At 33.1% G+C, this 24,941-nt stretch carries 21 protein-coding genes and 2 pseudogenes; 9 read left to right on the top strand and 14 right to left on the bottom strand.

All coding sequences use genetic code 11. From position 1 onward, the window contains the following. From F6K18_RS09310 to F6K18_RS09300, 3 genes are all read right to left on the bottom strand, one after another. Nucleotides 1–430: ATP-grasp domain-containing protein (locus tag F6K18_RS09310; RefSeq protein WP_287520340.1), on the bottom strand; the 430-nt coding region annotated here is incomplete at its 3' end. Between the two features lie 303 nt (nucleotides 431–733). After that, complete coding sequence (locus F6K18_RS09305; protein ID WP_287520339.1) at nucleotides 734–1,324, bottom strand: ATP-grasp domain-containing protein; 591 nt, start codon at nucleotides 1,322–1,324, stop codon at nucleotides 734–736. Between the two features lie 558 nt (nucleotides 1,325–1,882). Continuing rightward, nucleotides 1,883–2,050: a hypothetical protein gene (locus F6K18_RS09300; protein ID WP_287520337.1), complete on the bottom strand. Its 168-nt coding sequence runs from the start codon at nucleotides 2,048–2,050 to the stop codon at nucleotides 1,883–1,885. A gap of 97 nt (nucleotides 2,051–2,147) precedes the next feature. Here F6K18_RS09300 and F6K18_RS09295 point away from each other — a divergent pair, with 97 nt between their 5' ends. Next, nucleotides 2,148–2,438, top strand: coding sequence for a hypothetical protein (locus F6K18_RS09295; protein WP_287520336.1), 291 nt, complete (start codon nucleotides 2,148–2,150; stop codon nucleotides 2,436–2,438). A 35-nt stretch (nucleotides 2,439–2,473) separates the two neighbouring features. On the opposite strand, the gene F6K18_RS09290 is transcribed toward F6K18_RS09295, so the two are convergent. Further along, on the bottom strand, nucleotides 2,474–3,322 hold the full coding sequence (locus F6K18_RS09290; protein ID WP_287520335.1) for a GNAT family N-acetyltransferase: 849 nt from the start codon (nucleotides 3,320–3,322) through the stop codon (nucleotides 2,474–2,476). A 155-nt stretch (nucleotides 3,323–3,477) separates the two neighbouring features. Next, nucleotides 3,478–4,578: an acyltransferase family protein gene (locus tag F6K18_RS09285; protein ID WP_287520334.1), complete on the bottom strand. Its 1,101-nt coding sequence runs from the start codon at nucleotides 4,576–4,578 to the stop codon at nucleotides 3,478–3,480. 254 nt (nucleotides 4,579–4,832) lie between these two features. On the opposite strand from F6K18_RS09285, the gene F6K18_RS09280 reads away from it, so the two are divergent. After that, complete coding sequence (locus F6K18_RS09280; RefSeq protein WP_287520333.1) at nucleotides 4,833–5,594, top strand: phage Gp37/Gp68 family protein; 762 nt, start codon at nucleotides 4,833–4,835, stop codon at nucleotides 5,592–5,594. 4 nt (nucleotides 5,595–5,598) lie between these two features. On the opposite strand, the gene F6K18_RS09275 is transcribed toward F6K18_RS09280, so the two are convergent. Further along, nucleotides 5,599–6,708: a three-Cys-motif partner protein TcmP gene (locus F6K18_RS09275; protein ID WP_287520331.1), complete on the bottom strand. Its 1,110-nt coding sequence runs from the start codon at nucleotides 6,706–6,708 to the stop codon at nucleotides 5,599–5,601. 320 nt (nucleotides 6,709–7,028) lie between these two features. Continuing rightward, nucleotides 7,029–7,361 carry a hypothetical protein gene (locus tag F6K18_RS09270; protein ID WP_287520329.1) on the bottom strand — a complete coding sequence of 111 codons (333 nt, stop codon included), beginning with the start codon at nucleotides 7,359–7,361 and terminating at the stop codon, nucleotides 7,029–7,031. Nucleotides 7,362–7,908: 547 nt separating this feature from the next. Between F6K18_RS09270 and F6K18_RS09265 the strand changes: the two genes are divergently transcribed. The 6 genes and pseudogenes from F6K18_RS09265 to F6K18_RS09240 all read left to right on the top strand — a co-directional run bounded on the left by F6K18_RS09265 (nucleotide 7,909) and on the right by F6K18_RS09240 (nucleotide 13,092). Then, nucleotides 7,909–9,267 carry a serine hydrolase domain-containing protein gene (locus tag F6K18_RS09265; RefSeq protein ID WP_287520327.1) on the top strand — a complete coding sequence of 453 codons (1,359 nt, stop codon included), beginning with the start codon at nucleotides 7,909–7,911 and terminating at the stop codon, nucleotides 9,265–9,267. Between the two features lie 424 nt (nucleotides 9,268–9,691). After that, a complete protein-coding gene (locus tag F6K18_RS09260; RefSeq protein WP_161564714.1) occupies nucleotides 9,692–9,913 on the top strand; it encodes a tetratricopeptide repeat protein in 222 nt (73 codons plus the stop codon). Beyond that, a pseudogene (locus tag F6K18_RS09255) lies at nucleotides 9,914–10,774 on the top strand (putative 2OG-Fe(II) oxygenase). Between the two features lie 148 nt (nucleotides 10,775–10,922). Then, the gene (locus F6K18_RS09250) at nucleotides 10,923–11,051 is read left to right on the top strand and encodes a putative 2OG-Fe(II) oxygenase (protein ID WP_287520325.1); all 129 of its coding nucleotides are present in this window, start codon (nucleotides 10,923–10,925) and stop codon (nucleotides 11,049–11,051) included. Between the two features lie 465 nt (nucleotides 11,052–11,516). Then, the gene (locus F6K18_RS09245) at nucleotides 11,517–12,029 is read left to right on the top strand and encodes an inorganic diphosphatase (protein WP_287520324.1); all 513 of its coding nucleotides are present in this window, start codon (nucleotides 11,517–11,519) and stop codon (nucleotides 12,027–12,029) included. 919 nt (nucleotides 12,030–12,948) lie between these two features. Then, nucleotides 12,949–13,092 carry a hypothetical protein gene (locus tag F6K18_RS09240; protein ID WP_287520323.1) on the top strand — a complete coding sequence of 48 codons (144 nt, stop codon included), beginning with the start codon at nucleotides 12,949–12,951 and terminating at the stop codon, nucleotides 13,090–13,092. A gap of 44 nt (nucleotides 13,093–13,136) precedes the next feature. Here the strand turns inward: F6K18_RS09240 and F6K18_RS09235 are convergent, their stop codons facing one another. The 3 genes from F6K18_RS09235 to F6K18_RS09225 all read right to left on the bottom strand — a co-directional run bounded on the left by F6K18_RS09235 (nucleotide 13,137) and on the right by F6K18_RS09225 (nucleotide 17,207). Further along, entirely contained in the window at nucleotides 13,137–14,375 is a 1,239-nt protein-coding gene (locus tag F6K18_RS09235; protein ID WP_287520321.1) for a glycosyltransferase family 4 protein, read from the bottom strand. A 777-nt stretch (nucleotides 14,376–15,152) separates the two neighbouring features. Then, nucleotides 15,153–16,157: a sugar transferase gene (locus F6K18_RS09230; protein ID WP_124147508.1), complete on the bottom strand. Its 1,005-nt coding sequence runs from the start codon at nucleotides 16,155–16,157 to the stop codon at nucleotides 15,153–15,155. Between the two features lie 387 nt (nucleotides 16,158–16,544). Then, on the bottom strand, nucleotides 16,545–17,207 hold the full coding sequence (locus tag F6K18_RS09225; protein WP_124147509.1) for a DUF3318 domain-containing protein: 663 nt from the start codon (nucleotides 17,205–17,207) through the stop codon (nucleotides 16,545–16,547). 1,170 nt (nucleotides 17,208–18,377) lie between these two features. Here F6K18_RS09225 and F6K18_RS09220 point away from each other — a divergent pair. Then, the gene (locus F6K18_RS09220) at nucleotides 18,378–19,031 is read left to right on the top strand and encodes a Cfr10I/Bse634I family restriction endonuclease (RefSeq protein ID WP_287520318.1); all 654 of its coding nucleotides are present in this window, start codon (nucleotides 18,378–18,380) and stop codon (nucleotides 19,029–19,031) included. Between the two features lie 844 nt (nucleotides 19,032–19,875). Here F6K18_RS09220 and F6K18_RS09215 read toward each other — a convergent pair. From F6K18_RS09215 to F6K18_RS09200, 4 genes and pseudogenes are all read right to left on the bottom strand, one after another. Continuing rightward, nucleotides 19,876–20,409, bottom strand: a complete 534-nt coding sequence (locus F6K18_RS09215; RefSeq protein ID WP_287520316.1) for a cupin domain-containing protein — start codon at nucleotides 20,407–20,409, stop codon at nucleotides 19,876–19,878. A 1,165-nt stretch (nucleotides 20,410–21,574) separates the two neighbouring features. Further along, nucleotides 21,575–21,763: a hypothetical protein gene (locus F6K18_RS09210; protein WP_287520314.1), complete on the bottom strand. Its 189-nt coding sequence runs from the start codon at nucleotides 21,761–21,763 to the stop codon at nucleotides 21,575–21,577. Between the two features lie 62 nt (nucleotides 21,764–21,825). Next, complete coding sequence (locus F6K18_RS09205) at nucleotides 21,826–23,223, bottom strand: ferredoxin:protochlorophyllide reductase (ATP-dependent) subunit N (RefSeq protein WP_287520312.1); 1,398 nt, start codon at nucleotides 23,221–23,223, stop codon at nucleotides 21,826–21,828. Nucleotides 23,224–24,450: 1,227 nt separating this feature from the next. After that, a pseudogene (locus F6K18_RS09200) lies at nucleotides 24,451–24,941 on the bottom strand (hypothetical protein); the annotation flags it as partial.

The raw sequence follows: 24,941 nt of genomic DNA, 5'->3' as shown, positions 1-24,941 counted from the left end.
GGTTAAAACCATAAGCTAAGAAAGATAAATCTGCGGTAGTACACCAACCACCAAATTGAATGGGATTTACTTCAATAGGTAATAAAATACCATTACTATTTCTTCTCAGCTCAATATGTACTGGAAAGTTTTTTATTTTAGCTAAATTACCAATTTTTTCGAGAAAATTTGTCAATTCCTCAAGGTTACTTTCAATAATTTCTTTGCATAAACAATAAACTCTTTGACTGACACTATTATCTGAAGAAAATATATGCTTAAAAATTCCTAGGATAACTGGTTTGCCAATGGAATTATAATAAGCATCTACAGCAAATTCTTCACCATCGATATACTCTTCAATGATCAATGAATTAGTATTTAATACACTTTCAGGATATAAGTTTCTAGTTGGAGCTATTTCCTTTGTGATTAAATCGATAGTTTTCACCCATTCTGATTTTAATATTACTCTCAAATCTTTCAATTGATCAAAAACTTAACATCAATCCTAAATATATCAACCTATTTACTGACTGTGATAAATTCACTTAGGTCTGAATCTATGATGTTTTTAATTTCCAGAAAATTCTCCTCTCTAGTTTCTATAAACAAGATGCCAAAGATAGGATATTCTTTGTAATCTATCTTTCTTAACTCTATGAGTTTTTCAAAATTTGCTAGCAATTTATCATAATTAAATGATGTAATCTCACTGACATTTTTTCCAGTGGAATTATCTAACTCAATTATACTAAATAACTTTCCCTCTTTTCCTTTTAAAAAATGATGTAATCTCACTGACATTTTTTCCAGTGGAATTATCTAACTCAACCATGCTAAATAACTTTCCCTCTTTTCCTTTTAAAATTTGACACCAATCTGGCTTTTTTTGATAGTAAAAATATAAGTAGGGGTTAAAACCATAAGCTAAGAAAGATAAATCTGCGGTAGTACACCAACCACCAAATTGAATGGGATTTACTTCAATAGGTAATAAAATACCATTACTATTTCTTCTCAGCTCAATATGTACTGGAAAGTTTTTTATTTTAGCTAAATTACCAATTTTTTCGAGAAAATTTGTCAATTCCTCAAGGTTACTTTCAATAATTTCTTTGCATAAACAATAAACTCTTTGACTGACACTATTATCTGAAGAAAATATATGCTTAAAAATTCCTAGGATAACTGGTTTGCCAATGGAATTATAATAAGCATCTACAGCAAATTCTTCACCATCGATATACTCTTCAATGATCAATGAATTAGTATTTAATACACTTTCAGGATATAAGTTTCTAGTTGGAGCTATTTCCTTTGTGATTAAATCGATAGTTTTCACCCATTCTGAATAATACCAATTTGAAAAAAGAATGTTACGGATAATAGGGGCAATTAAAATACTTTATAGGAGATGTCTCTTGGACTAAAAAGATAAATTCAGACCTAAAAACTTCTATTAAAGGCATTCATTCTGACTCCTGAGGACTGAGGACTGACTTCTAAGAAATATCCTAGCTATTTGTAGCAAACATTTATAAAATTGGTATAACTGGAAACTTTATAAACTCCCATGCTAAAAAAGCCAGTTATTGGTTTGAGTATAAATGGTAGTGGAATTTTATCAAATTCAATTCTTTTGAGGTCTTTTGTAGGTATCTCTCTGAAGTAGAAGTTGGGAAAGATTGATTTTGTTAGTTTCCGGAATTTATACTTATTCTTAAATAGCTCTATTTTTTCAGGAATCTCACTGAAATGTAAATGTTTTGATATCCAATAATAGGAATTTTCAGAGGTAGTGTAAATAGTTTGATTATCTAATTGTTTAACTATCTCATGTGAAAAATTTATCATTTTCTTTGTGGGTTTAATACCCCACCGTCAACGGGGGTGTTCAAAATTACTTGGGGGAGCGTAGACGCGGAGCGGCCCTTCGTTGACTATCCCCATGTAATTTTCCTCCTGTCTCCTGTCTCCTGTCTCCTGTCTCCTGTCTCCTGTCTCCTGTCTCCTTCTTCAATCTACTACCGATATTTGTAGCTTTTTGTGAGAAAAAAAAGGTAAACATTTAGTGTTAACCTCTCAACTATCAGCTTCATTACCGAAAAATTGTGGTCTAAAGTCTCCCCTTTTAAGCTATCCCTGATCAGGAACTCCTGAAAACCTTGTGGGGAGCAGGGGAGCAGGGAGCAGGGGAGAAGGGAGAAAGAATCATAGTAGATAGGAAAAACTACTTAAGTTATCAAAAAAAATGTACTTTTTCATACACTTTTTCTCTCACAAAAACCTTTGAAAGACTTGTACATAATTTGTCTATAATGTCTACGTTTTATGTGAAGAAAGATGTTTATAAAGCATCGCCTTTTAAGGAGATAAAAAAAGAGAATATTCCTGATATCAAGCCTCCTGATTCCAGAGGTACTGTTAACGCAGTACCTCCGGAGGAGGCTAACTGATAACTGAAATGACCCTATCAAATCATTTTGAAAGTTTATCCTAACTCTAAGCTAGTCACACCAAAAATATTTGTCCAATCAATATTTGGTTCTCGACCGGAATACATTCTGACACATTCAAAAACAGATTGCATTTGATAATTTTCAACTAAATTAATAGCTTGTTGATTAATATTAGGAACATCAATATAAACATTTTGATTATCCGAATAACTACACAAAGCTAAAAATAACTTTTCTGCTATTTCTTGGTTTTCGGCAAATATAGGACCTATCCTAAATCCTTCTTTTGCTTTTCTAATAACCCCATAGCCAACTAAATTTCCATCATTAATTATTCCATAACCTTTACCATTTGATTGATTAATCCATGCTTTGAGAAAATTAGGACGGTCGGCAGGAAAATAAAGGCGATCATAATTACAAAGTTTCTCAAAATTAATAGTCTTTAAGTCTTTGACATCTTGAGATATTTCACCAAGAATTATTCCCTGATAACGCAGATGACTATGAGCAGTTTTAAAGCCAGATTTACGGTAAGTATTAACTTGTTCCAAAACAGCATCTAAAGCAGCAGATTGATGATTAATTAACTTGAAAGCTTCCTGCCAAGTTTTTAAGCCAAATCCTTTTTTTCTCCATTCAGGTTTGACAATATAAATACCAATAAAATTAAAGTTTTGACTATATCTAACTACAGAAATACAACTTATTGGTTCCCCGTTTAATTCTCCAATTAAAAAACCTTGAGGGTCAGCCACATAAAAATTATTAACATCATCAATTCCAGGATCCCATCCTTCATTATCTGCCCAACTTATAGCTAATTTTAAGTCAGCTAGAGTCATTGGACGAACTATAAAATTATCTTGGTTAATACTCATTTTCAAATTTACCTAAAATATCTCAATTTAAACTTTTTTAAATAAGCTACAGTTAGAGCATTCAATCATATTGAATACCTGACTAATACCATTTATCAAAAACTTTTATACTCTATTTGAATCCTAAATTTTTGGAGACGGAATGCTGCATTTAGTTAAACCTTAAGAAACCAACCTCGACGATACATAAATTCAGAAATTCCCCACCAAAATAATACATTCACAATAGCAAAGACCAAAGAACCATTTAATGACCCTGCCCAGGATTGAAAAAAATGTTCATATATCCAAGTTTTGATGGTAGGAGAATTTTCCCCACTACTAATATTGTGATAAATTATCATTCTTGCCAAAAATCCAGAGGCTACAAATATAAAAATGGCATTTAATCCCATTACTTCAAATGGATGTCCCCATTTTTGCCAACCTCGAACTTCGATCGCTTCATAACAAGCGGCCAGTAAAATTAAAGCCCATCCGCAGGTAAATATTACATAAGAACTTGTCCATAAAGCTTTATTGATGGGAAAAAATAGTCCCCAGATATACCCCACTACTAAACAGCTAAGACCGAAAATGACCAGATTTAAGCTAGTGCGACTTTTGATTGGTTGATGGTTGAGCCATTCCCCTGCAAAGTAACCAATCAAAACGGTTACTATAGCAGCTAAAGTGCTAAATAGACCTTCTGGGTCGTATGGTTTTCCGGCCCACAAATGTTGTTGGGTAAGAATAAGGCGATCGATATAAGCAGCAAGATTTCCTTCTGGGGAAAGGTCGCCAGCGCCATAACCGGGAACGGATATTAATTGCATGGCTATCCAATATCCAATTAGTAATATAGCGGCAAGTCCATAAAGTTGTTTTCTCGAAAGGTTAAGGATGGCGATCGCTGCAAGGAGGTAGGCTAAACTAATACGTTGCAATACTCCCATAATTCTAATATTAGCTAAGTCGTAATTAGGAAAGCCGTTTAGTAGTAAACCTAAGAGGAAAAGTATGAGGCATCGCTGCAAAATTCGCCGATAAATTTGTGGAGTTGTTTGGTTTTTATCGGTGTATTTTGACAGAGAAAAAGTCATTGCTACACCTACGATAAATAAGAAGAAGGGAAATACTAAATCGGTGGGTGTACAGCCATGCCATTTTGCGTGAAGTAAGGGTGGATAAACATAATTCCAACTGCCTGGGTTATTAACAAGAATCATACTGGCAATTGTGATGCCACGAAATACATCTAGAGATTTTAGGCGCATTTTTTATTTCGGTTTTTATAGTAGGAAATTATACTACCTTGTTTTGATTATTCTTGGCAATACCAACTATTTTATTATTTATATTCAGTAAGTATTATATTTTTTATTGAGATAATTTTCAGTTTTCATATTGCTAGATAAATAGGTTGATTTATCCTTCAAGGAAAGGTATACTTTAGTAAGTAATAAAAAAATATTTAAGTCAATAACTTAGACATTAATAATTATTCTTTTTTGAGAAGGCAAATTTAACTATGGCTAGCAATAAAACTGGTATTGAATGGACGGACAGGACTTGGAATCCTACCACAGGTTGTGATAAGGTTAGTCCTGGTTGTACTCATTGTTATGCAGAAACAATTACAAAACGTTTTACTAATAATTTTCCTGAAGGGTTTGCTTTGAAACTTCATCCTGAGCGTTTGAAACAACCTTTAAGTTGGCGTACTCCTAGCCGGATTTTTGTTAATTCAATGAGCGATATTTTCCACGAAGATGTGCCTATTTCTTTCATAAAACAAGTCTTTGAAATAATTAGCAAAACACCCAGGCACATTTATCAAATTTTGACGAAAAGACATGAACGTTTAGTTGATGTAGCACCTCAATTAGAATGGCATGAAAATATTTGGATGGGTGTGTCAGTGGAAAGTCAAAATTATGTTCATCGTGTAGATTATTTACGACAAGTACCTGCTAATGTAAAATTCCTTTCTTGTGAACCACTTTTAGGTGATTTAGAACTTAATTTAACAGGTATTGATTGGGTAATTGTAGGTGGTGAATCTGGCAATAAATATCGTCCGATGAAAGAGGAATGGGTAAAAAATATTTATGAACAATGTCAGGCTGCTAATGTAGCTTTTTTCTTTAAACAATGGGGAGGTAGAACTCCTAAAGCTTCAGGCAGAATTTTAGATGGAAAAGTTTGGGATGAAATGCCGGAACTGTGGAATAAGCATCAAAAAAAATGGAGAATATACAAGGTAGAATCTAAGCGTAAATTCAGAAAATAAAAGATTAATGTTTCAATGGGAATATAACTTTTACTTTATCTCCAAATGTATTTTTTTTACGCTTAGATGGTTCTGCAATAATCTGACTTTTAGTTTCTAATTTTATTAGAGCATCTTTGTAATTTTTTTTGATATATCGTTTGCCTACATGATGTTGATTATAGATATCTATCATTGTAATTGTCTGACCCGAAAATTCATTTAAAAGCATATTTTCCAACTCATCAAGTGGTCGGGATAGTTCAAAAAGTAAAGGTTGATATTTTGTTGCAGGATTATACTCAAAAATTGGTACACCTTGTTCAGAAGATGAACTTTCCTTAGCCATAATTTCTTTCATAATTGAGTATCCTCGAATATGCTTTGATATGAAAATAAGATGATGGCTAGTTCTAGTTCCTTCAACATTTTTAAAGCAAAAAGGTAAGACATATCCGCTACCAATATTTTTCAGTTCTTGAGATATATTTTCAATGATATTTAATTCTCTTTCGTATGGCTGCATTTCTTTAAGTTCTTTTTTAAGCTGATTAAATCTCTGTTCACTAAACAACACTTTCATGTGTTTTTCTACTGCCTGATTTCCTAATCCCATATTTATTCTGTTGTAATTAAAGAATAAGATACAATCACAACCCCAATCTTTAATTACTGAACCTATTAGTTCACGAGATATACCTTTATAACCCCACGGATCGATAAAAAATAGTGTAGGTACTAAACTAATCTTTTGAAATACTTGAACAATTTCTTCTCCTACTTCCGTATTTAAAATTTGTGGTTGATATTTTAATGTTTCTATATTTTCGAGAGAGTTTATTGCTTGCTGAAGTGAATCTGTATTATCAGAGTTTTTATCGTTAAAAATAGTAATTAATCTCTCTCGCATATCTTCATCAGCAATAGCACGTTCTAAAATTAGTAATGGCGTAGATTTAGAACCATCTTGATAACGACCAGGCCCAGAAAATAGATCGATATATGCAATATCTTTGCCCCATTTTTTAGCTTGTGGTATTATGACTTTTGCCCAAGCCCAAAAATATTTAGCTACAATTTCAGTTTTAACTAAAGATGTTTCTCTAGATTCATCAAAAAAAGAATTATTTGTCATATTCCTAAACTTTAAAATATCTAGTAATTATCGCTCTATTTTAATACTTATTTAGATATTGTTCTTATTGGTAAAATTAAGTTTTTGTTAAACCCAGACAATATTTCCACTCGAATATTCTTGAACAATAAATTCCTTTGTTTGATATAGCAATCCTGAATAGGTTGTAACATTTTATCGTAGCGGTTTGCTCTCCAAATCCGATTTTCCCTTGGATTTGGAGACCATTTTTTTGCACAAATCATTTAGGATTTCTATAGCTGATAGCTGACGACTAAATGCTTTCTAGATTTGTTTGTTTAGCCACAACTTAAATTACTTTATTGAGGTACATTTTTATCATATAAATCAAACTCCTGTGGTGTTCCATTTAAGTCAGCGATAAATTTTTCATATAACCCTTGGTTACCATTTTCTACATCCCATACTTCATCCACCCAAGTGAGCAAAAAAGCTTCCATTTGATTAACTTCACCATCATCTTTTGTAAAAGATCCCTGACGCAATCTTTCTCTCACCCCATCACTATTAGAGAGAAGATGCTCTAAAATATCTTTAGATACAAAATCCAACTTATTTTCCACATGTGGGTAAGCTTCAAGAACTTCTTTGATTAAGAGGTCGAATACTTCTTTGTGAGTAATTTTTGCCATGATTAGGACTGTTTTTAATTAGTTTTGTTTAAGATAAGTTTTTTTGGGGTGCTTTCCCTATATCTTTGTCTTTTTTTAATATTCAACAGATTAGGTAATTTTGCTTTACTCTTATTGTTAATGTTATTTAAAATATCAAATCATGGGATATTTAGATAATATTTATAGCTTAATACTGACATGAAGATATAATTATTAATTGTAGTAGTATATAGAAAATATTTTCTCAGTTTTTACAGGGTAAGTATTCAGCTATTAGCATTCAGCATTCAGCTTTTCCTGTAAGGTTAGCTGACACCTTTTTTTTATAAGTTTTAATTCTGCTTGGATAGTAATTCCTCCTTCCAAGATAACGAGTTATAGCAGTTTTCATTAACATAGAATACAGCTATTAGGTCTGTAATTATTAAACTTCAAACATACTTATATTTTGTCTGTAGTCAACATGAGTGAAAACCGCTAGAATAACTCATAGTTGACGGCTGTTTGCGCAGCATTCCTCAGGAAATGCTTACTTGACAGGAACGTATTTTTCTTCCTTTAAAATATGAACAAGCTCAAAAGATTCTTATTAATCGTAATAATATCAGCTTTGATTAATCTGCCGCTGGTAGTAAAAGTTCAGGGTTTTACTACAGTAGATAACCCAGAGTTAGTAGGACTTTCTGCAGTCAGACTCAATGCTTTAACAGAAGATATTCAAAACTTTGTAGACACTGGAAAAATTGCTGGTGCAGTAGGTTTAATTGTCAAAGATGGCAAGATAGCTTATCGTCAAACTTTTGGGTTTAGCAATCTGGAAAAAAAAATTCCAATGGTAGAAAATAATATTTTTCGGATGGCTTCTCAAACTAAAATTGTCACTGGTTTTGCTACTTATTTATTGGCTGAAGATGGGTCTATCAAATTAACTGATCCGGTTTCTAAATATATTCCCTCTTTCGCTAATATGGAAGTTCTAGTACGAGGTAATTCGGGAAGTGGAAATGATTATACTACCACCCCTGCAAAAAATCAGATTACCATTGAGCAATTACTCAATCATACTTCGGGAATATCCTATAATTTCCAGAATCAACCAATTTTATTTCCCTTATTACAAGCTGCTAATATTTCTGATGGTCTTTCAACCACTTCAGGAACTATTGGCGAAATGGTAAATCGTTTAAGCAAAGTTCCTCTAGCTTTTGAACCAGGTACAGATTATCTTTATGGTCTTAACTCAGATGTTTTGGGTTATCTAATAGAAGTTGTTTCCCAAAAACCTTTTGATCAGTTTTTGGCAGAGCGAATTTTTACTCCTTTAGAAATGGATGATACTGGGTTTTTTGTGACTAAAAATAAATTAAATCGTTTGGCAGTTACTTATACTCCAAATGCCAATGGAAATTTAGAGTCTATAGGTGAGAAAACTAGAGAATTAAAACCTGGTTTATTTATTGATGAAGCTTATCCTTATCTTACAGGAGATACTTATTTTTCAGGAGGTGCTGGTTTAGTTTCTACTCCTAATGACTTTGCTCGTTTTTTGCAAATGCTACTTAATGGGGGAAATTTAAAGAGTAAAGATGGGCAGCAAATGGTAAAAATAGCTAATCAAGAAACCATTGAAACATTTCTCTCTATTCGTCCTGCAGATCGATTTAAAGATCGTCCTATAAGTGTGGGTTATAAATATACTAATGGGTTTGAAGTTAAGGATAACCCTGAACTTTCTACTACACTTAGTTCTGTCGGTAGTTTTAGAGGGGGAGGTTTATTTGGGACTAATTATTTTGCCGATCCAGAAAAAGAAATGATTGGTATTATTATGAGTCAAGTCTATCCTTCTATTTGGGAGTTAGCTGATACTTTTGAAACTCGTGCTTATCAAGCTGAGGTAATTAAGGAAAAAATGAACAAATAACTGGCATTTTATATTTATGGGATGATCAATAATTGGTAATTCCTAATACCGGAATATTTACTAGAACATTTACTACGGATATTCCCTTTTTATGGGGAAGTGTTGATTTGATTATCACTAGTTGAAGAAGGAGACAGGAGACAGGAGACAGGAGACAGGAGGAAAATTACATGGGGATTCTCACCCCAAGTAATTTTGAACACCGTGTAGACGGTGGGGTATTAAACCCACAAAGAAAATGATAAAAGTTGTATCATCAGAAATCTTATCCATATTGCTAAAGTTAGTTAACAAAAAGTATAGGGTTATAATATAGTATCTGGCAACAATTAATTAGCCCTGTCTTTTTTCAATAAGTTGTGCGGAAGCAGTAAAATTAATTATTCTATTTATAGCAGTTTTCACAAAAGTAGACTACAGAAATTTGACTAATATTGCTGCTATTTTTTATGAGCAGGGAAAAGTCGATGTAGCTGAAGCTTGTTATCAAGCTGTTGTTGATTTAATTCCTACTTCTGCTGATCCTGATATAAATTTGGGTTTTCTGTTAAGTCAACAGGAAAAACATGAGGAAGTAATTGAATGTTATAACGCTGCATTAAAGCAGGATAAAAATTCTGTTAATGCTATGGCAGGTTTAGCATAAATTTTAGGGAAAAAATCTGAGTGGGAAGCAGCAATAAAGCTATATCAGAAAATTATTAAACATAATTCTAATTCTGCTGATACTTATGCGCAACTAGGAATAGCTTTACGAGAAATAGGTAAATCTGAAGAAGCGATCGCTCAATTTCAAAAAGCTATAAATATTAATCATAGACATATTGAAGCTTATGCTCATCTGGGTTTAGCTTTGCAAGATGTAGGTAAAAAGTCTGAAGCTGAGTCTATTTTTGACTGCTCAGAATTAGTAGCTAAATACCAGTTTGCCAATGTAGAAGGATGGGAGAATTTTGCAGCTTATAATAGTGACTTGAAAAATTACATTGTTCGACATCCTACTCTTTTAAAAGACCGACCAGGTAAACCAATAAATAGAGGTAGTCAAACTTACGAAATTTTTACAGATAATACTTCCGTAATGGCAGAACTGAAGCAAAAAATTAATCATTACCTCTTTAATTATTTTAGTCGTTTCACTGCTAACTCTAATGATCAATTTTTCCATAATTTACCCTCAGACTGGAAGCTCAGTGATTGGGCGGTTATTTTAGAGTCAGAAGGATTTCAAAACTCTCATATTCATCCTGAAAGTTATTGTAGTGGCGTTTATTATATTCAAGTTCCGAATAGTATAAAAGAAAATCATCATGGCTCTGGTTACTTAAATTTTGGTACTTCTTTTCCCTGAGAATTGGATATGGCAAAAAAAGAGAAATATACGATTCAAGCAGAAGCAGGATTATTAGTAATTTTTCCTTGTTATTTTTGGCACTCTACTATTCCATTTACTGGAGATAGGGAACAAATTTGTATTTCATTTAATTTGATTCCTCTAGATAGGTAGATAAAGAAAAATATGAGGTTTGGGAAAACACTTCATCTTTTAGGTAGAGGCGAGTTTAAATATAAATCAATTTTCCTCATGTCTCAAATAAAATAATTATGGGTCTGGTTATTGAAATTTTCCTACTTCCTTTCCCTCAGAGTAAGACATGAAAAATCAACAGAAATATCTGATTCAGTCAGAAGCAGGATTATTAGTAATTTTTCCTTGTTATTTTTGGCGCTCTACTATTCAATTTACTAGAGATAGAGACCGAATTTATATTTCATTTAGTTGAATTCCTTGAGATGGATAAAATCTCAATATTTGGCAAAATACTAATCATCTATTAAGTAGGGGTGAGTTTAAGAAATCAATTTTTCCTGATCCTCTCTAACAACATAATTCTGGAGTAGGTTACTGAAATTTTCCTACTTCTTTTTCCTGAGAGTAAGACATGAAAAATCAACAGAAATATCAGTGCAGACTAGAAGTAGGATAATCAGTAATTTTTCCTTGTTATTTCTGGCACTCTACTATTCCATTTACTGAAGATAGTGACCAAATTTGTATTTCATTTAATTTGGAAATAAATAAAGAGGGAAAGTCTCCCTGAGAATAAGTGCCTTCTGCCTTAGAAGCAGAACCTCTGGACTCTATCTAAATTAAAACTTCGATCAGTTAAGGCGATAGCTTGACTTTCCTACTTCCTTTTGGTTAAGACTCTTGATATACTCTTTTTTAGTTAAGATGGAGAAATGTCGTGGATTTATCGCTAATTCCAGCCCAACCAGAACCAGGACTAATAAATGTCCTGATAGAAATTCCCGCAGGAAGTAAAAATAAATACGAGTTTGATAAAGATTTACAAGCCTTTGCCCTTGACCGAGTACTTTATTCTTCCGTACAATATCCTTACGATTATGGGTTTGTCCCTAACACCCTAGCAGATGATGGGGACCCCCTTGATGGAATGGTAATTATGGATGAGCCAACATTTCCAGGATGCGTTATTGCAGCGAGACCCATCGGAATGTTAGAGATGATTGATGGAGGGGACAGAGATGAAAAAATCCTCTGTGTACCAGACAAAGACCCACGCTACACTGAGGTTAAATCTCTCCAAGATATAGCACCTCATCGATTAGAAGAAATAGCAGAATTTTTTAGAACCTACAAAAATTTACAAAAAAAGGTGACAGAAATACTTGGTTGGAAAGATGTTGACCATGTAATGCCATTAGTAGAAAAATTCGTTAAAGCGGCAAGCAAATAATATTTCTTCCAGTATTTTTTGGAATTACAGAAAATTTAGCGGTAGGTTTTCTAGAGATTTTACTCAAATGAAAACCTACCTCTATTTTTTAAAAAGACCTGTTAACTTTTTAAAAATCCTGAACTTATGCCAGTTGTTGTTAGTGGTAAAACATGGTTGGGACTTTTCGCAATAAATCAATAAACTCATCTCTATTCCACTTTTGAGTTTGACGATGTGGCGAAAAAAAGTAAGAAATCATTCTTTCCCAAGGGTTTCTAAGAACGGCAAATTTATAAAGAGAACTAAAAAAATCGGCGTTGCACAGCGACGAATGATTTGAGATTTTTGATTGAATTGGATTGTGGATTAATCAATTGCCAGAATGATTAATTAATGGTTATTTTTGGTCAAAGTCTAAACTAATTTTTGGCAATATTATTCCATAATGTGCAACCCCAAAAAATCAGGTGACAAAACTTGATAGTAGTCAAGTAAAGACGAGTGTTTATGTATGGAAAAATTTTTATTTCTTACTTCAAATCTCTCTACACCATCTTGCAAAGGGTTAAGGCACACAATTTCGTCTTCAGAGTAATGCTTTAGAACATTCTGAATTGGGCGTTGCTGAATCAAGGTATGAAAATAAAAACTGAAGAATCTCAAATATTTGTCATTGATATAGTTTAGCAATCGCCAAAAAATACAAATCATACCCACGCATCAGCAACGCCCTGAATTGAATTACTTGCTGTTTTAGGAATGTGAATAAACAAAAACTTTTTTTGTATGGAAAGCATCTTTAAAACTGATGGAGTAAATATTTTTTTTGCTTGTTGCCATCCTCCGACCCATCTTCCCTATTGCCTACTCCCTAATAAATAAAACAAAAAACTATAGCAATCCTATTTAAGTTGTAATATTTTGGTGGTAGGGGCGAATGGCCATTCACCCTTACAGGAGTCAGTCCTCAGGAGTCAGGAGTCAGAATATGAAAGGTTCTCAGTTCAAATTAACTATTATAAAAATTGTCACAACCAATTTAGGGTTGGTATATTTAGATATATCTAATAATAAAAACTAAAATCAATTATCGAACAGAAATCATCAATTATTTTCTCCTACTCCCTACTCCCTCGACTCTAAAATTTCAGTAAATAAAGCTTCATAACTATTCAAAGCATTTTTAGACCCAAAATTTTCTTCTGCATATTTTCTTCCTTGCTGACCCAGTTGCTCAAGTTTTTCTGGATTTTCATATAATTCTACAATTGCTTGTGCCAAAGCTTGAGAATCTTCTGGAGTAACTACTATTCCACCACCACTTTCATTAACAACTCTGATTGCCGTACCTGTATCTGGAACAGAAGCTACTATTGGACGACCACTAGCAAGAATAACAGGAATTTTTGAAGGTAAATTAAAAGCAGTAACAGTCTTTTTCTGTATTACTAACCCAACATCAGCAGCAGATAACATTTCTGGTAATTTTTCTCGTGGTACTAAAGGGAGCAAAAGTACATTATCTGCTTGATATTTATCACAACACTCTTGTAATTGTTGACGAGCTTTTTCTTCCCCCAAAATTACAAAACAAATTTCCGATTTTTCCTTGAGACTAACAGCAGCTTTAACTACAGTTTCTAATCCTTGAGTTAGAGCAATATTCCCAGAATAAACAACGACAAATTTATCTTGAAGATTATGTTCCTCTCTAAATTGATTATTTTTATTTAGAGGTTTAATAAAATTCAGGTCTACCCAATTAGGAATACAAACAAGTCGGTCTTGAGAAACCCCTTGTTCAACTAAGTTAGTGACAAAATCTTCAGCAATAACGCTAATTTTAGCAGCTTTTAGATAAGCTAATTTTTCTACAGCTTGAGCTATACGTACTATCCAACTATCTTTTTTAACTAATCCAACTCTTACAGCAGCTTCAGAAACAATATCCTGAATATTTAAGACCACAAAAGAATTAGAAAATAATCCGTAAAAACTAACTGGTAAAGAAATTAGTATAGGAGGAGTCGTTGCAAAAATCACATCAGGTTTCCAACCATTAAAAGCTTGCCAAAGACTAGAAACAATAAAACTACCATCTAGCAATAATCGATCTAAAACCCCTGGTTTAGAACCTTTAATATGGATATAACTACGTTGGACTGTCACACCATTTAGTTCTTCAGTTAAAAAAAATTTACCTTTGTATTCATCATAAATTTTACGTTCAGGATAATTTGGCATACCAGTCACCACACGAACTTGATGACCACGTTTCACAAAACCTTCTGCCAGTTCCGTCATTAAGGGAGCAATACCAATTGGTTCTGGGTAATAATTATAGGAATAAATAAGAATACGCATAGTTTAACTAATTAAGTTAACATTTCGAGTATAACTAATGGAAGATAAAAGCCTGATGAATTGCTATAGAAGTCAAAGGAAAGGTGAGAACATATTAAAAGCTTAAAACTCAGACAACGCAAGATTTTTCTTTCTTTCTTCTCTCCTAGATAACTAAAGCCTTCTTCCTTCTGACTATATTTGAGAATTAACTATATCAAAATCTTTCTTCTTCCTTCTACTATATTTGAGAATTAACTATATCAAAAGAGGTTGACTGTGAACCTATCTCAGTCATAAGATTTTCACTAAAAACTCTAAATATTTTGAGAGTTAAAAACTAAAAATTAAGTTTTTCAAACATATTTTACTTAAACAAATAAGGCTGTTAAAAATAGTGGGATAGGTTTGTATATGTTTCAATCAAAAAACTTGATTTTTAGTTTCTTTATTTTCTCGTCTTTAGGTATTTAACAAAACTTCTTTAGGATAAGTAGGTGTTAAGTCCTGTTGCCGATCAAAGCAAAAATATCTAATCTAACTAATAGTTAATTCTCTCTGTTTATTGATCATAAATATACTTGATGCTAGTTGAGTTTATGATTAAAGTTAGAATCATCAGATTTATCAAGAGATGACTCAACACTATAACTATTTTCAGAATATTTAAGGCTAATACAGATAAAACTTAAATCTATAATCATTTAAACATATTGAGATTTAAAGCTAATATATATATTAGTGGAAAAAAGTTATAGATTAAGAAGGATCAGGAAAAAGTATAGTATTTTAATTCTTCTAATAAGCTCCACCACTTTTGTCAAATAAGATTCCCACAGTCTTAATAATTAACTTTATATCGTACATTAAACTCCAATTTTGTTGATACTTTAAGTCCAACCTAATAATATCTTCAAAATTTTTCACTTGAGAACGACCATTAACTTGCCATTCTCCTGTCATACCAGGTTTAACATCTAAACGCTGCCATTGAGGTACTTCATAACGTTCCACTTCATCAGGAGTTGGGGGTCTAGTTCCAACTAAACTCATATCTCCCTTCAGTACATTCCAAAACTGAGGTAACTCATCCAAACTCTTTCGCCTCAAAAAGCTACCAACTTTAGTAATTCGTGGATCATTTTCATTCTTAAAAATTGCACCTTGAGCTTGATTTTTGATTTTACTCTTAAGTTGTTCTGCATTTACACACATAGAGCGAAATTTCCACATTCGGAAATTTTTTCCCATCCAACCACATCGTATTTGACCAAAAAATATCGGACCAGGACTATCAAGCTTAATAAAAATAGCGATGGGAATAAACAAAATACCTGTAATAAATAATCCTACTAAAGCACCGACAATATCAATCAGACGTTTTACCCAAGATTTGATAGAAGGATGAGTAACAGGAAGTTGATTTTCTTCTAATTTACTATTGCTTTTGCTTTTAAATTCTGAATCTGGGCATTGTTCGATGATTAAAATTTTGTCTAGTCCAGTTAAATAAAATACCCCCATAACTAGAGAATTAACACCAGATAACAGAAACTCTATATTTTTTTCCCTTGCTATTTTTAAATTTGTTACTAGAGAACCAATTCCACAACTATCGATAAAATTAGTGTGACTAAAATCAATAATAATTTTGCCTATAGTATTTTCTGATTGGAAAAGTTTTTGGCAAGTTGATTTAAATAATTCTGCCTCTGAGACAGTAAAACGAAGAGGCAAATGAATGACAGGAGTTTTATCCCTAAAAGTGACTTGAATATCTGTTTCTGAGGTTTGGCTGACCATGAAATCTTGGTTCCTATTTTTTATGATTATAGTTTTGCTTCTACAAGAGTTTTTTCTGAGGTTTTCTTGGCATAATCAGTTTAAGAATTATGCTCAAACGATCATATAGAAATCACCTTAATGGTTGACCACCCTCTAGATTAATGATTAGCAATTGTTCAATACTAATGTATGAACTTAAGTATATTAATCTCTGTCAACTACCTTCAAGAATAGAAAATATTCAGATGGTATCAGCAGAAACCAAACTGCTTTTTCCGTTAATCTGTTAATCTAGTTATATCGCCATCATAACACCAAAATAACTAGGAGCAATTTGAGTGGGTTTTTACTCAGGGGCGAGTCTAGTTTTGACTATTTTACTACTACCCACCCAAGACTTCCTGTCTAGTTATAGATATTTTCAGAGCGTGAAGTTTCACGACTTCCTTTAACCCTGGCCTTCGCTTTAGCTGCACCGCGTTTGAGAGCTTGAAGCCGTGCTTCATATTTTGCCCTTTGTCGTTTTTTGGGAGTTTGTTCAATTAAAGTTTTCAGAGCGCTGCCCAGACTTTTATAAGCATTGGGAAGAGAGTAACCAAAACGAGTTGCTAAGGCGATCGCCTTATCGTCTGCTTCTATTGCCTCTTTGAGATTACGTTCTCCATTATTCTTCTGATAGAGTCTATACCCAGATACACCACACAAAGCTAAAGCTAGAACTAAAAGTAGACCATCCTGTACCCATAGCTCACCCACAGCACCCCCTAAACCAATAGCAAGGGCAGCCATTTCCCAACCATCCCTGGGAATTGTATCGTTTTGAATTCTGGCCACTTCATGCCAGAATAACAGGTTACGTTGGTCTAATGCTAATTGCTCCCAAAGTGTTAGGTCGATGGATATTTCTATTTGGTCTTTGCCTATTTCTTCGCTGCGAATGAGTGGAGGATTAACTTCAATGGACTTTTCTACCATGACCCAACTTTGTAATTCTGGTGGTAGTAAGCCTTTTAGACGCCTAATTTCACTCATTTCGGCTCTGGCAGTGGCAGTAGCATAAGATGTCATAGTTTGTTTGAGTCCTATAGATTTTTCAACACATAGTTATCCTTTATTTAAATAGTTTACCGTAAGATTTCAAACAGTATGTTTTCTACTCTTGCTTAGGGATATAGGAGTTAGGTGAAAATTCACACTTATTAAGTTACTTAGATTGTGAGTTTTATAGATAGGAATTTGGATTCATATAAATATAAATTATGGTTCTCTTGAAAAAGAAACTTTGTATTTAGGGAGAAAGTTTGCAGATTTGATTATGTTTAGGAGGAATAAAGTTAAATAATTTGAGATGAGATACCTGTCTGAAAAAGCTATCCGGCAACAAGATTTTGAAGATTTATCAGTCTAGTATGATTGAGTAATTACGCTCTAGAGTGTGATGAATAATTCCTGATTTTCAACAGTTGGAATACAAGGCGAGGAGAAAATAAAAAAAGTACAATAGTTAATGAAAGTCTTTACAAATAAGTGTTAAGCATAGTCTTCGACCGTAAAATTTTGATGCCTACTAATAATCTACAGTATTTGATCGTGGTTGAGGGGAAAAAATCAAATAATTTATAGCAATCATATTTCACTTGTAAGATTTTAGTGGTAATTAGGAGTCAGTCCTCAGAAGTCAGAATATAAAAGGATTTTGACCGATCTTATTTGATCTATCTTAATTGTTCTTAAATATCTCATAAATCATTCCTGATTGTTATATTTAGATATCTTTCTGGAAAAGCTATGAGGCAACTAAGAGCTTGAGTTGTATACAGCAGTTTTGGTGAGGAGGTGAGATACATTTTTACTTTACATTAAAATATATTCTCTTTTCTCTGTTTTCTTCTGGATATGTTACCTAATTGTCCATAATTTTGTACTTCTGGAAAGTTGCAGACTACTGTATCTAATCTTTTCAGTAATTAAGATTAATCTACAGTATTTGATTATGCTGAGTCGGAAAAAATTCAAGAATCCAAAATCAGGAGATATCTGTCTGAAAAAGCTATCAGACAACTAAGAGCTTGGAAAAGTTATATATCTCATCTTTTGAGTAATTATGATCTAGTGGTCTGTCAAGATAGTTGTGAGTACTAGCAAATCAAAAAAAAGCATTACCCAAAATCTAAAATTACAAAAATATATTCATCATTTCAAATTTGTGCAGATCACTATAGTAAATTAATTTGTGTAATGAATGATTCTTGGTTTTTGACAGTTAACAGACAAGGTAAAAATAAAATCCAAATTAATAGTACAGAGATTTATCAAAGTTTGTATTTAGAAATTAAACAAAGACTAGAACTAGATATTTCAGTAGTTCAAGTATTAGAGTGGATGGTTAATACAATAGTAGTTGCTTATGAAAATTATCAAAGACAACATAATACTGAAATCACCCAATTAACTACCGGAGCGCTCAATAATTCAAAAGGCAGATGGCATGAATTTATAGTTACTGGATTTTTAGCTAAAGTAGCCCTAAATTTTTATTTAGAATACAAAATACCTCTGATAACTTTCAGACTTCCTAGTTCAAGAGATGAAACTCAACCTGAATTTTTCAAGATTTTTCAAACCAAAGAATTTCAAACAAGTTATCCTCTGGAAAATATTGAAACAATTAAAAAAAGAATTTTTTTCTCAAGTCCTGATTATATTATTTCTGTAATTGAAGATGAGCAGCTTTTCCAGTCAATCCAGCCATACATAGAGCTACAAGCACAGCAACCAGAATATTTAGGAGTAGAAATTTATGATTTATTAAAAGGTAGACTTAAGGCTAGAGAAGTAAAAGCTTTTATCTCTGTTAAAGTTAGGAATTATTCAGTTTCATCAATCATCTAGGTTTTAGCTTTGAGAAAATCAGAAATAGCAAACTGAGATGGGAATAATTATATTTTGGATAGAGCAAATTTTGATACTATTTGTGGCGTTTTGTCAATGTCTATAATTACTTAGGTACTTTTACTTATGCAAAATTTGTTTTTTTGAGCTTATTTTAGCTTGCTGCAAATCGCAATATCTAGGATATTTTTAACGTAAATACTGGGTTGTAGCTTGATTGAAAGGAGGTTATTTTTGTTTTAGATATAAAATTAGCATCATACCTTAATGTTCAGAGTATGATACAAATCCCTGAAACAACGCAAGCTCGTGAAATATTTTGTAATAATTGAGAAAAAAAGGGATTTTGTTGATTTGCACAAACAATCTTAAAGCTTATTTAGATTAGTATAAATTATCTTTATCCTCTTGGCCTCAAGTTTTAATTTAAAGGTAGTTTGCGATCGCTTAAAGTAAGAAAAAATTGATAGATTATCAGGACTTACGCAAATACACTATATATAGCGTATGCTAATCTTAGTGATTGCTGACGCAAAGCTCTGCTAACGCTACAATATCTAGCATGGGAATGTTTTTTATTCATTACTGTATCGTCAAAAATCAAATATCTATCCCTAGTAGTTTCAATTTCTTCTTTGACATTTTTCCATATTTTTTCTAGTTTAAAATCTGTGAATGAGATGAAAATTGTCTCTGACTTAAGTCATCAGCAAGAATTAGTGACTATAGAAAATTATTACCTCATATCTAAGTCAAATAAAATCGGTAAATTCAGAAAACCTCCACAGAGGATTTTTGTCAGTCAGTGGTAAATTTTGACAAGATAAAAAGACTATTAAATAAGTTAATCTTTTAAATCACTATCAATGAGAATAGCAGCCAAAAGTGCAGGTTCTTTGCCATTATTTACCCATGTGTGATTAGTGCCTCGTTGAACAACAACATCAAATGGTTTTAACTGAACTTCATCATCATCTAGTAACAGAGTCACATCTCCTTTTAATAAAATAATATAATCTATTGTTTTTGTTTTATGCATTGTAGGATGTCGAGTTGTATCAACTCTGTCTTGAGATGCACCTATTTTGGCAAAACCTTCAGCTACTAACTCCTCAAGCTTTTCCTTTGGCACTCCTTCTGGAATAGGATTTATCGCAAAATACCTAAATTTGGTTCCTCCTTTTGAAGGAGACAAAAGTATATCAGTATCAGCTCTATCAATTTCATCAAAAGTATCTATTTGATTTCCATCAGTGTTCCATATTTCAAATAGTCCTCCAACTTCCTCGCCTATCGATTTTGCTGGGGGTCTGTCAATCATTATGATTGATTTACCATTAGCATTATGTCCCGTAATAATTCTTCTCAACCCTTTCATAGTTTTTCCTTTTGATAATTAATAACTCAAAGATTTACCGAGATATATTATACCCAAGGAAGTAATCAATTTTGTCAAAATTATCGGTATTTTTTTCTGGCAAAATTTATCGATAAAATGAGAATTACTTCCTATTTCTTCCCTCAATCAAAATTACTGGAGTTGCCAAATTATCTCCTGAGTTGCCAGTCTCAGAAAATTAGTAAATTCACTAAACTATCAGCAATTATTTTTCTGATGTAGTAAATTTTGCCCAAATTATCTGTGACAAAATTTGTGGATTAAATGATAATTATCTTCTATTTCTCCCCTCAATCAAAATTACTGGAGTTGCCAAATTTCTCCTGAGTTGCCAAATTATCTCCTGAGTTCCCAGTCTCAGAAAATTAGTAAATTCATCAAACTATCTGCAAATATTTTTCTGAGGAGTCGGTAAATTTTGGCAAAATTTTCGGAATTATTTCTCTGACAAAATTTGTGGATTAAATGAGAATTACCTCCTATTTATTCCTTCAACTAAAATTACTGGAGTTGCCAAATTATCTCCTGAGTTGCCAGTCTCAGAAAATTAGTAAATTCATCAAACTATCTGCAAATATTTTTCTGAGGAGTCGGTAAATTTTGGCAAAATTTTCGGAATTATTTCTCTGACAAAATTTGTGGATTAAATGAGAATTACCTCCTATTTATTCCTTCAACTAAAATTACTGGAGTTGCCAAATTATCTCCTGAGTTGCCAGTCTCAGAAAATTAGTAAATTCATCAAACTATCTGCAAATATTTTTCTGAGGAGTCGGTAAATTTTGGCAAAGTTTTCGGAATTATTTCTCTGACAAAATTTGTGGATTAAATGAGAATTACCTCCTATTTATTCCTTCAACTAAAATTACTGGATCGGAATTATTTCTCTGACAAAATTTGTGGATTAAATGAGAATTACCTCCTATTTATTCCTTCAACTAAAATTACTGGAGTTGTAAAATTATCTCCTGAGTTGCCAGTCTCAGAAAATTAGTAAATTCATCAAACTATCTGCAAATATTTTTCTGAGGAGTCGGTAAAATTTTGGCAAAGTTTTCGGAATTATTTCTCTGACAAAATTTGTGGATTAAATGAGAATTACCTCCTATTTATTCCTTCAACTAAAATTACTGGAGTTGTAAAATTATCTCCTGCGCTGCCAGTCTAAGAAAATTAGTAAATTCACCAAAGTATCACCAACTATTTTTTTGATAAGGCGGTAAATTTTGGCAAAATTATCGGTATTTTTCTCTGGAAAAATTTCTGGATGAAAAGATAATTGTCTCCCACTGCTCCTCGTCAAAAAAAAATTAGTAGAGCGAGTAAAACCCACCCTACTATTTCTACAACTAAAGTCTACAATTTAGGAATTTTTCCTACCCAAAAATCTGTAAATTAAACATTAGCTTCTTCCTTGACCAACTTATCCCAACCTAAATCTTTCAAAGCATGATTTCGACGCAAAGGACGAGTTACTAATTCCAGAATATCACGAGCATTTGTAAACCCATGAATTTGAGCAAAAGTAAACTCAACCGACCACTTAGTATTAATACCCCGTGCCTCCAAAGGATTAGCATGAGCCATACCAGTAATTACCAAATCTGGTTCTAATTCATAAATCCTTTGAATCTGATTATAATTATCAGGTTTTTCAATAATCTTAGGCAAAGGCGCACCCATTTCCTGACAAGTTTTTTCCAACATTTCCAACTCAGCCTTTTGATATCTTTTATCCATATAAGGAATGCCAATTTCTGGGCAAATCATCCCACAACGAATCAAAAAACGAGCCAAAGAAATTTCCAATAAATTATCTCCCATAAAGAAGACAGACTTACCACGAATTAACTGAATATAGTCCTCTAAATTTTCCCAAATTTGCTTTTCTCTTTCTGCTAAACCTTTAGGTTCTATGCCAAAAACAGAACATATTTTCTCAATCCAAGCTCTACTGCCATCAGGTCCGATAGGGAACGGCGCACCAATTAATTTACACTTACGACGACGCATTAAAGTAGCAGCAGTCCGACTCAAGAAAGGATTTAAACCTGAAACATAATACCCCTCTTCAATTACTGGTAATTCTGTGTAACGTTTAGCAGGTAACCAACCAGAAACTTTAATTCCTTGCTTCTTCAATTCCAAAGTTAATTGAGTTACAACTGGGTCTGGTAAAGAGCCAAATAAAACTAAAGGTGGATGCTCAACATACTCAGATTCTTCTGCAGCAACCTCCTCCTTTTTCTTGCCAAAACTTAATAGTTTTTGTATCCCACTTCGTTCTTCTTTTTCTGCTTCAGGTGCTTGATTGGGACAACGAGCTGCCATTGCTGCTAAGACAGTATCTTCCCCTTGAGTAAAGGCATAATCCAAACCATTAGCACGAGCAACCACAATCGGAATCCCAATTTCTGACTCTAATTTAGGAGCCAAACCTTCCAAATCCATTTTAATAATTTCAGTGGTACAAGTGCCAATCCAAACTATCACACTAGGATTCCGGTCGCGCTTAATTTGTAAACATAAACGTTTCAATTCATCATAATCATTTAACTTAGCTGAAATATCACCTTCTTCCAACTCAGCCATAGCGTAACGAGGTTCAGCAAAAATCATTACTCCCATAGCATTTTGTAAGAAATAACCACAAGTCTTAGTACCAATTACTAAGAAGAAACTATCTTCAATTTTTTGATAAAGCCAAGATACACAACTAATCGGACAAAAAGTATGATAATTACCAGTTTCACATTCAAAAGTTAAAGCTTCAGGTGCAACAGTATTAGTCATAAAAAAATACTCCTATTTATCAATAATTTTTTTGGGGAAAAATCAATGCTAATGCTAGTAAAAAGTCTACTTTTATGTAAGCATTTCCTACAGAATCCTACACAAACAGCCGTCAGTTATTAGCTATTAATATTGGGAAAGATCATAGTAATTGAGAAATTGAAAAAGCATAAAAAATTATTACCAAACTCTCTTTGCCCAACCTTAGAAATAATTATTCATTATTAATTGCTGAGAGCTGACAGCTAATAGCTGTTTGCGCAGCATTCCGTAGGAAATGCTTACTTTTATAGCACGACAAAAAAGTGTGAGGATCGTTGAAAAATCTATAAGTTGACAGATAATAGGTAATAGTTTTGAGTTAAGTAGATAACTGATTTCTAATCGGTATGTAGACATAGGCGTGAAAAAGATATAGACTTTTTGTAAAAGTAGGGAATAGGGAAGATGTTTTTAGCAAAAAAACACGGAAAATGATTTTTTGAGTTATTACACTCTAGTTTATAGCAAATAAAGGGCAAGTTTATTTTCTGGAGATGTCTATTGAAATATAGCAAGGAACGAGTTGGTGTTTGACATAGATTAATAGAGTTGTCGCTAAATAGATAGAAAAAATCGCTCAAATTAAGACACAGTAGTAATTCCATACGTTTTGCACTGGAAATTGCTAAAATCCTTACATGATAAGGGTTTAGCAGTTTTTTATAGTTATAAAGCGACAAGTCTAATGATGAACCGTAAAACAGAGAAATACTTTTCCCACTGTTGCCTGTTGCCTGTTGCCTGTTGCCTATTCCCTGCCATAGCATTGATAAATTACATTTTTTTGAACTGTGTTTTTTTTGAGTAAAAGAAATCATCCTTGATCCTAATACTATTTCAACCAGCACAGCCATATAAATCAATAGTTAATGTAACTTTTATATCTGCTAAAAATCAAAACATCGCAAATAAAACAAACCAGTCAATATCAATTTTCCTATTGTTTAACCGTAAACACTCAGCTATTAGCGGTCAGCGCTTCCCTACGGGATACTACGCAAACAGCAATGAAAATGAACCTAAATAGCTCAAGTTAGCTGATGCCTTTGGTTTTTCCCAGACTTTTAATTCTTGCTCAAGCTCAATCCTAATCCCTCCTCCAAATGCAATAAGCTAGGAAAGCTGAGAGCTGAGAACTGAGAGCTGACGGCTGTTTGCGCAGCATTCCGAAGGAAATGCTTACGTTTATCCCAACAACCCTTCAAGATCGTCATCATTAGAAGACTTCTTATCACCTGCTAAAGAATCTAGATCGGCCTCATCCAAATCTAGTTCATCTCCATCGAGATCGAAGTCCAAATCTCCCAAATCATCAGAAGACAAATCATCAAATTGATTATCATCTCCCAAATCGCTAAGATCCATATCACCCAGCTCATCCAGTCCAGACTCATCCAACTTTGCCGATGTATCTTCAAATGGATCGGGAATATCTTCTGCTACAAAGTCGGAGCTATCTTCTCCAAGATGGAGATCGTCAGAACCATCTCCATCTAGACCGCTGAGGTCAAGGCTAACCAAGTCATCTGCTACTTCTGCTGCGGACTCCATTCCCAAGTCCAAATCATCATCCACTTCCGAGTCAGAATCCAGTCCCATATCTAACTCATCCACTTCTGATTCTATTCCCAAGTCCAAATCATCATCCACTTCCGAGTCAGAATCCAGTCCCATAT

Source organism: Okeania sp. SIO2C2 (genome assembly GCF_010692625.1).
GTDB lineage: Bacteria > Cyanobacteriota > Cyanobacteriia > Cyanobacteriales > Microcoleaceae > Okeania > Okeania hirsuta.
The sequence above is the reverse complement of the archived record's forward strand: the minus strand, read 5'-3'. Positions and strand labels throughout refer to the sequence as shown.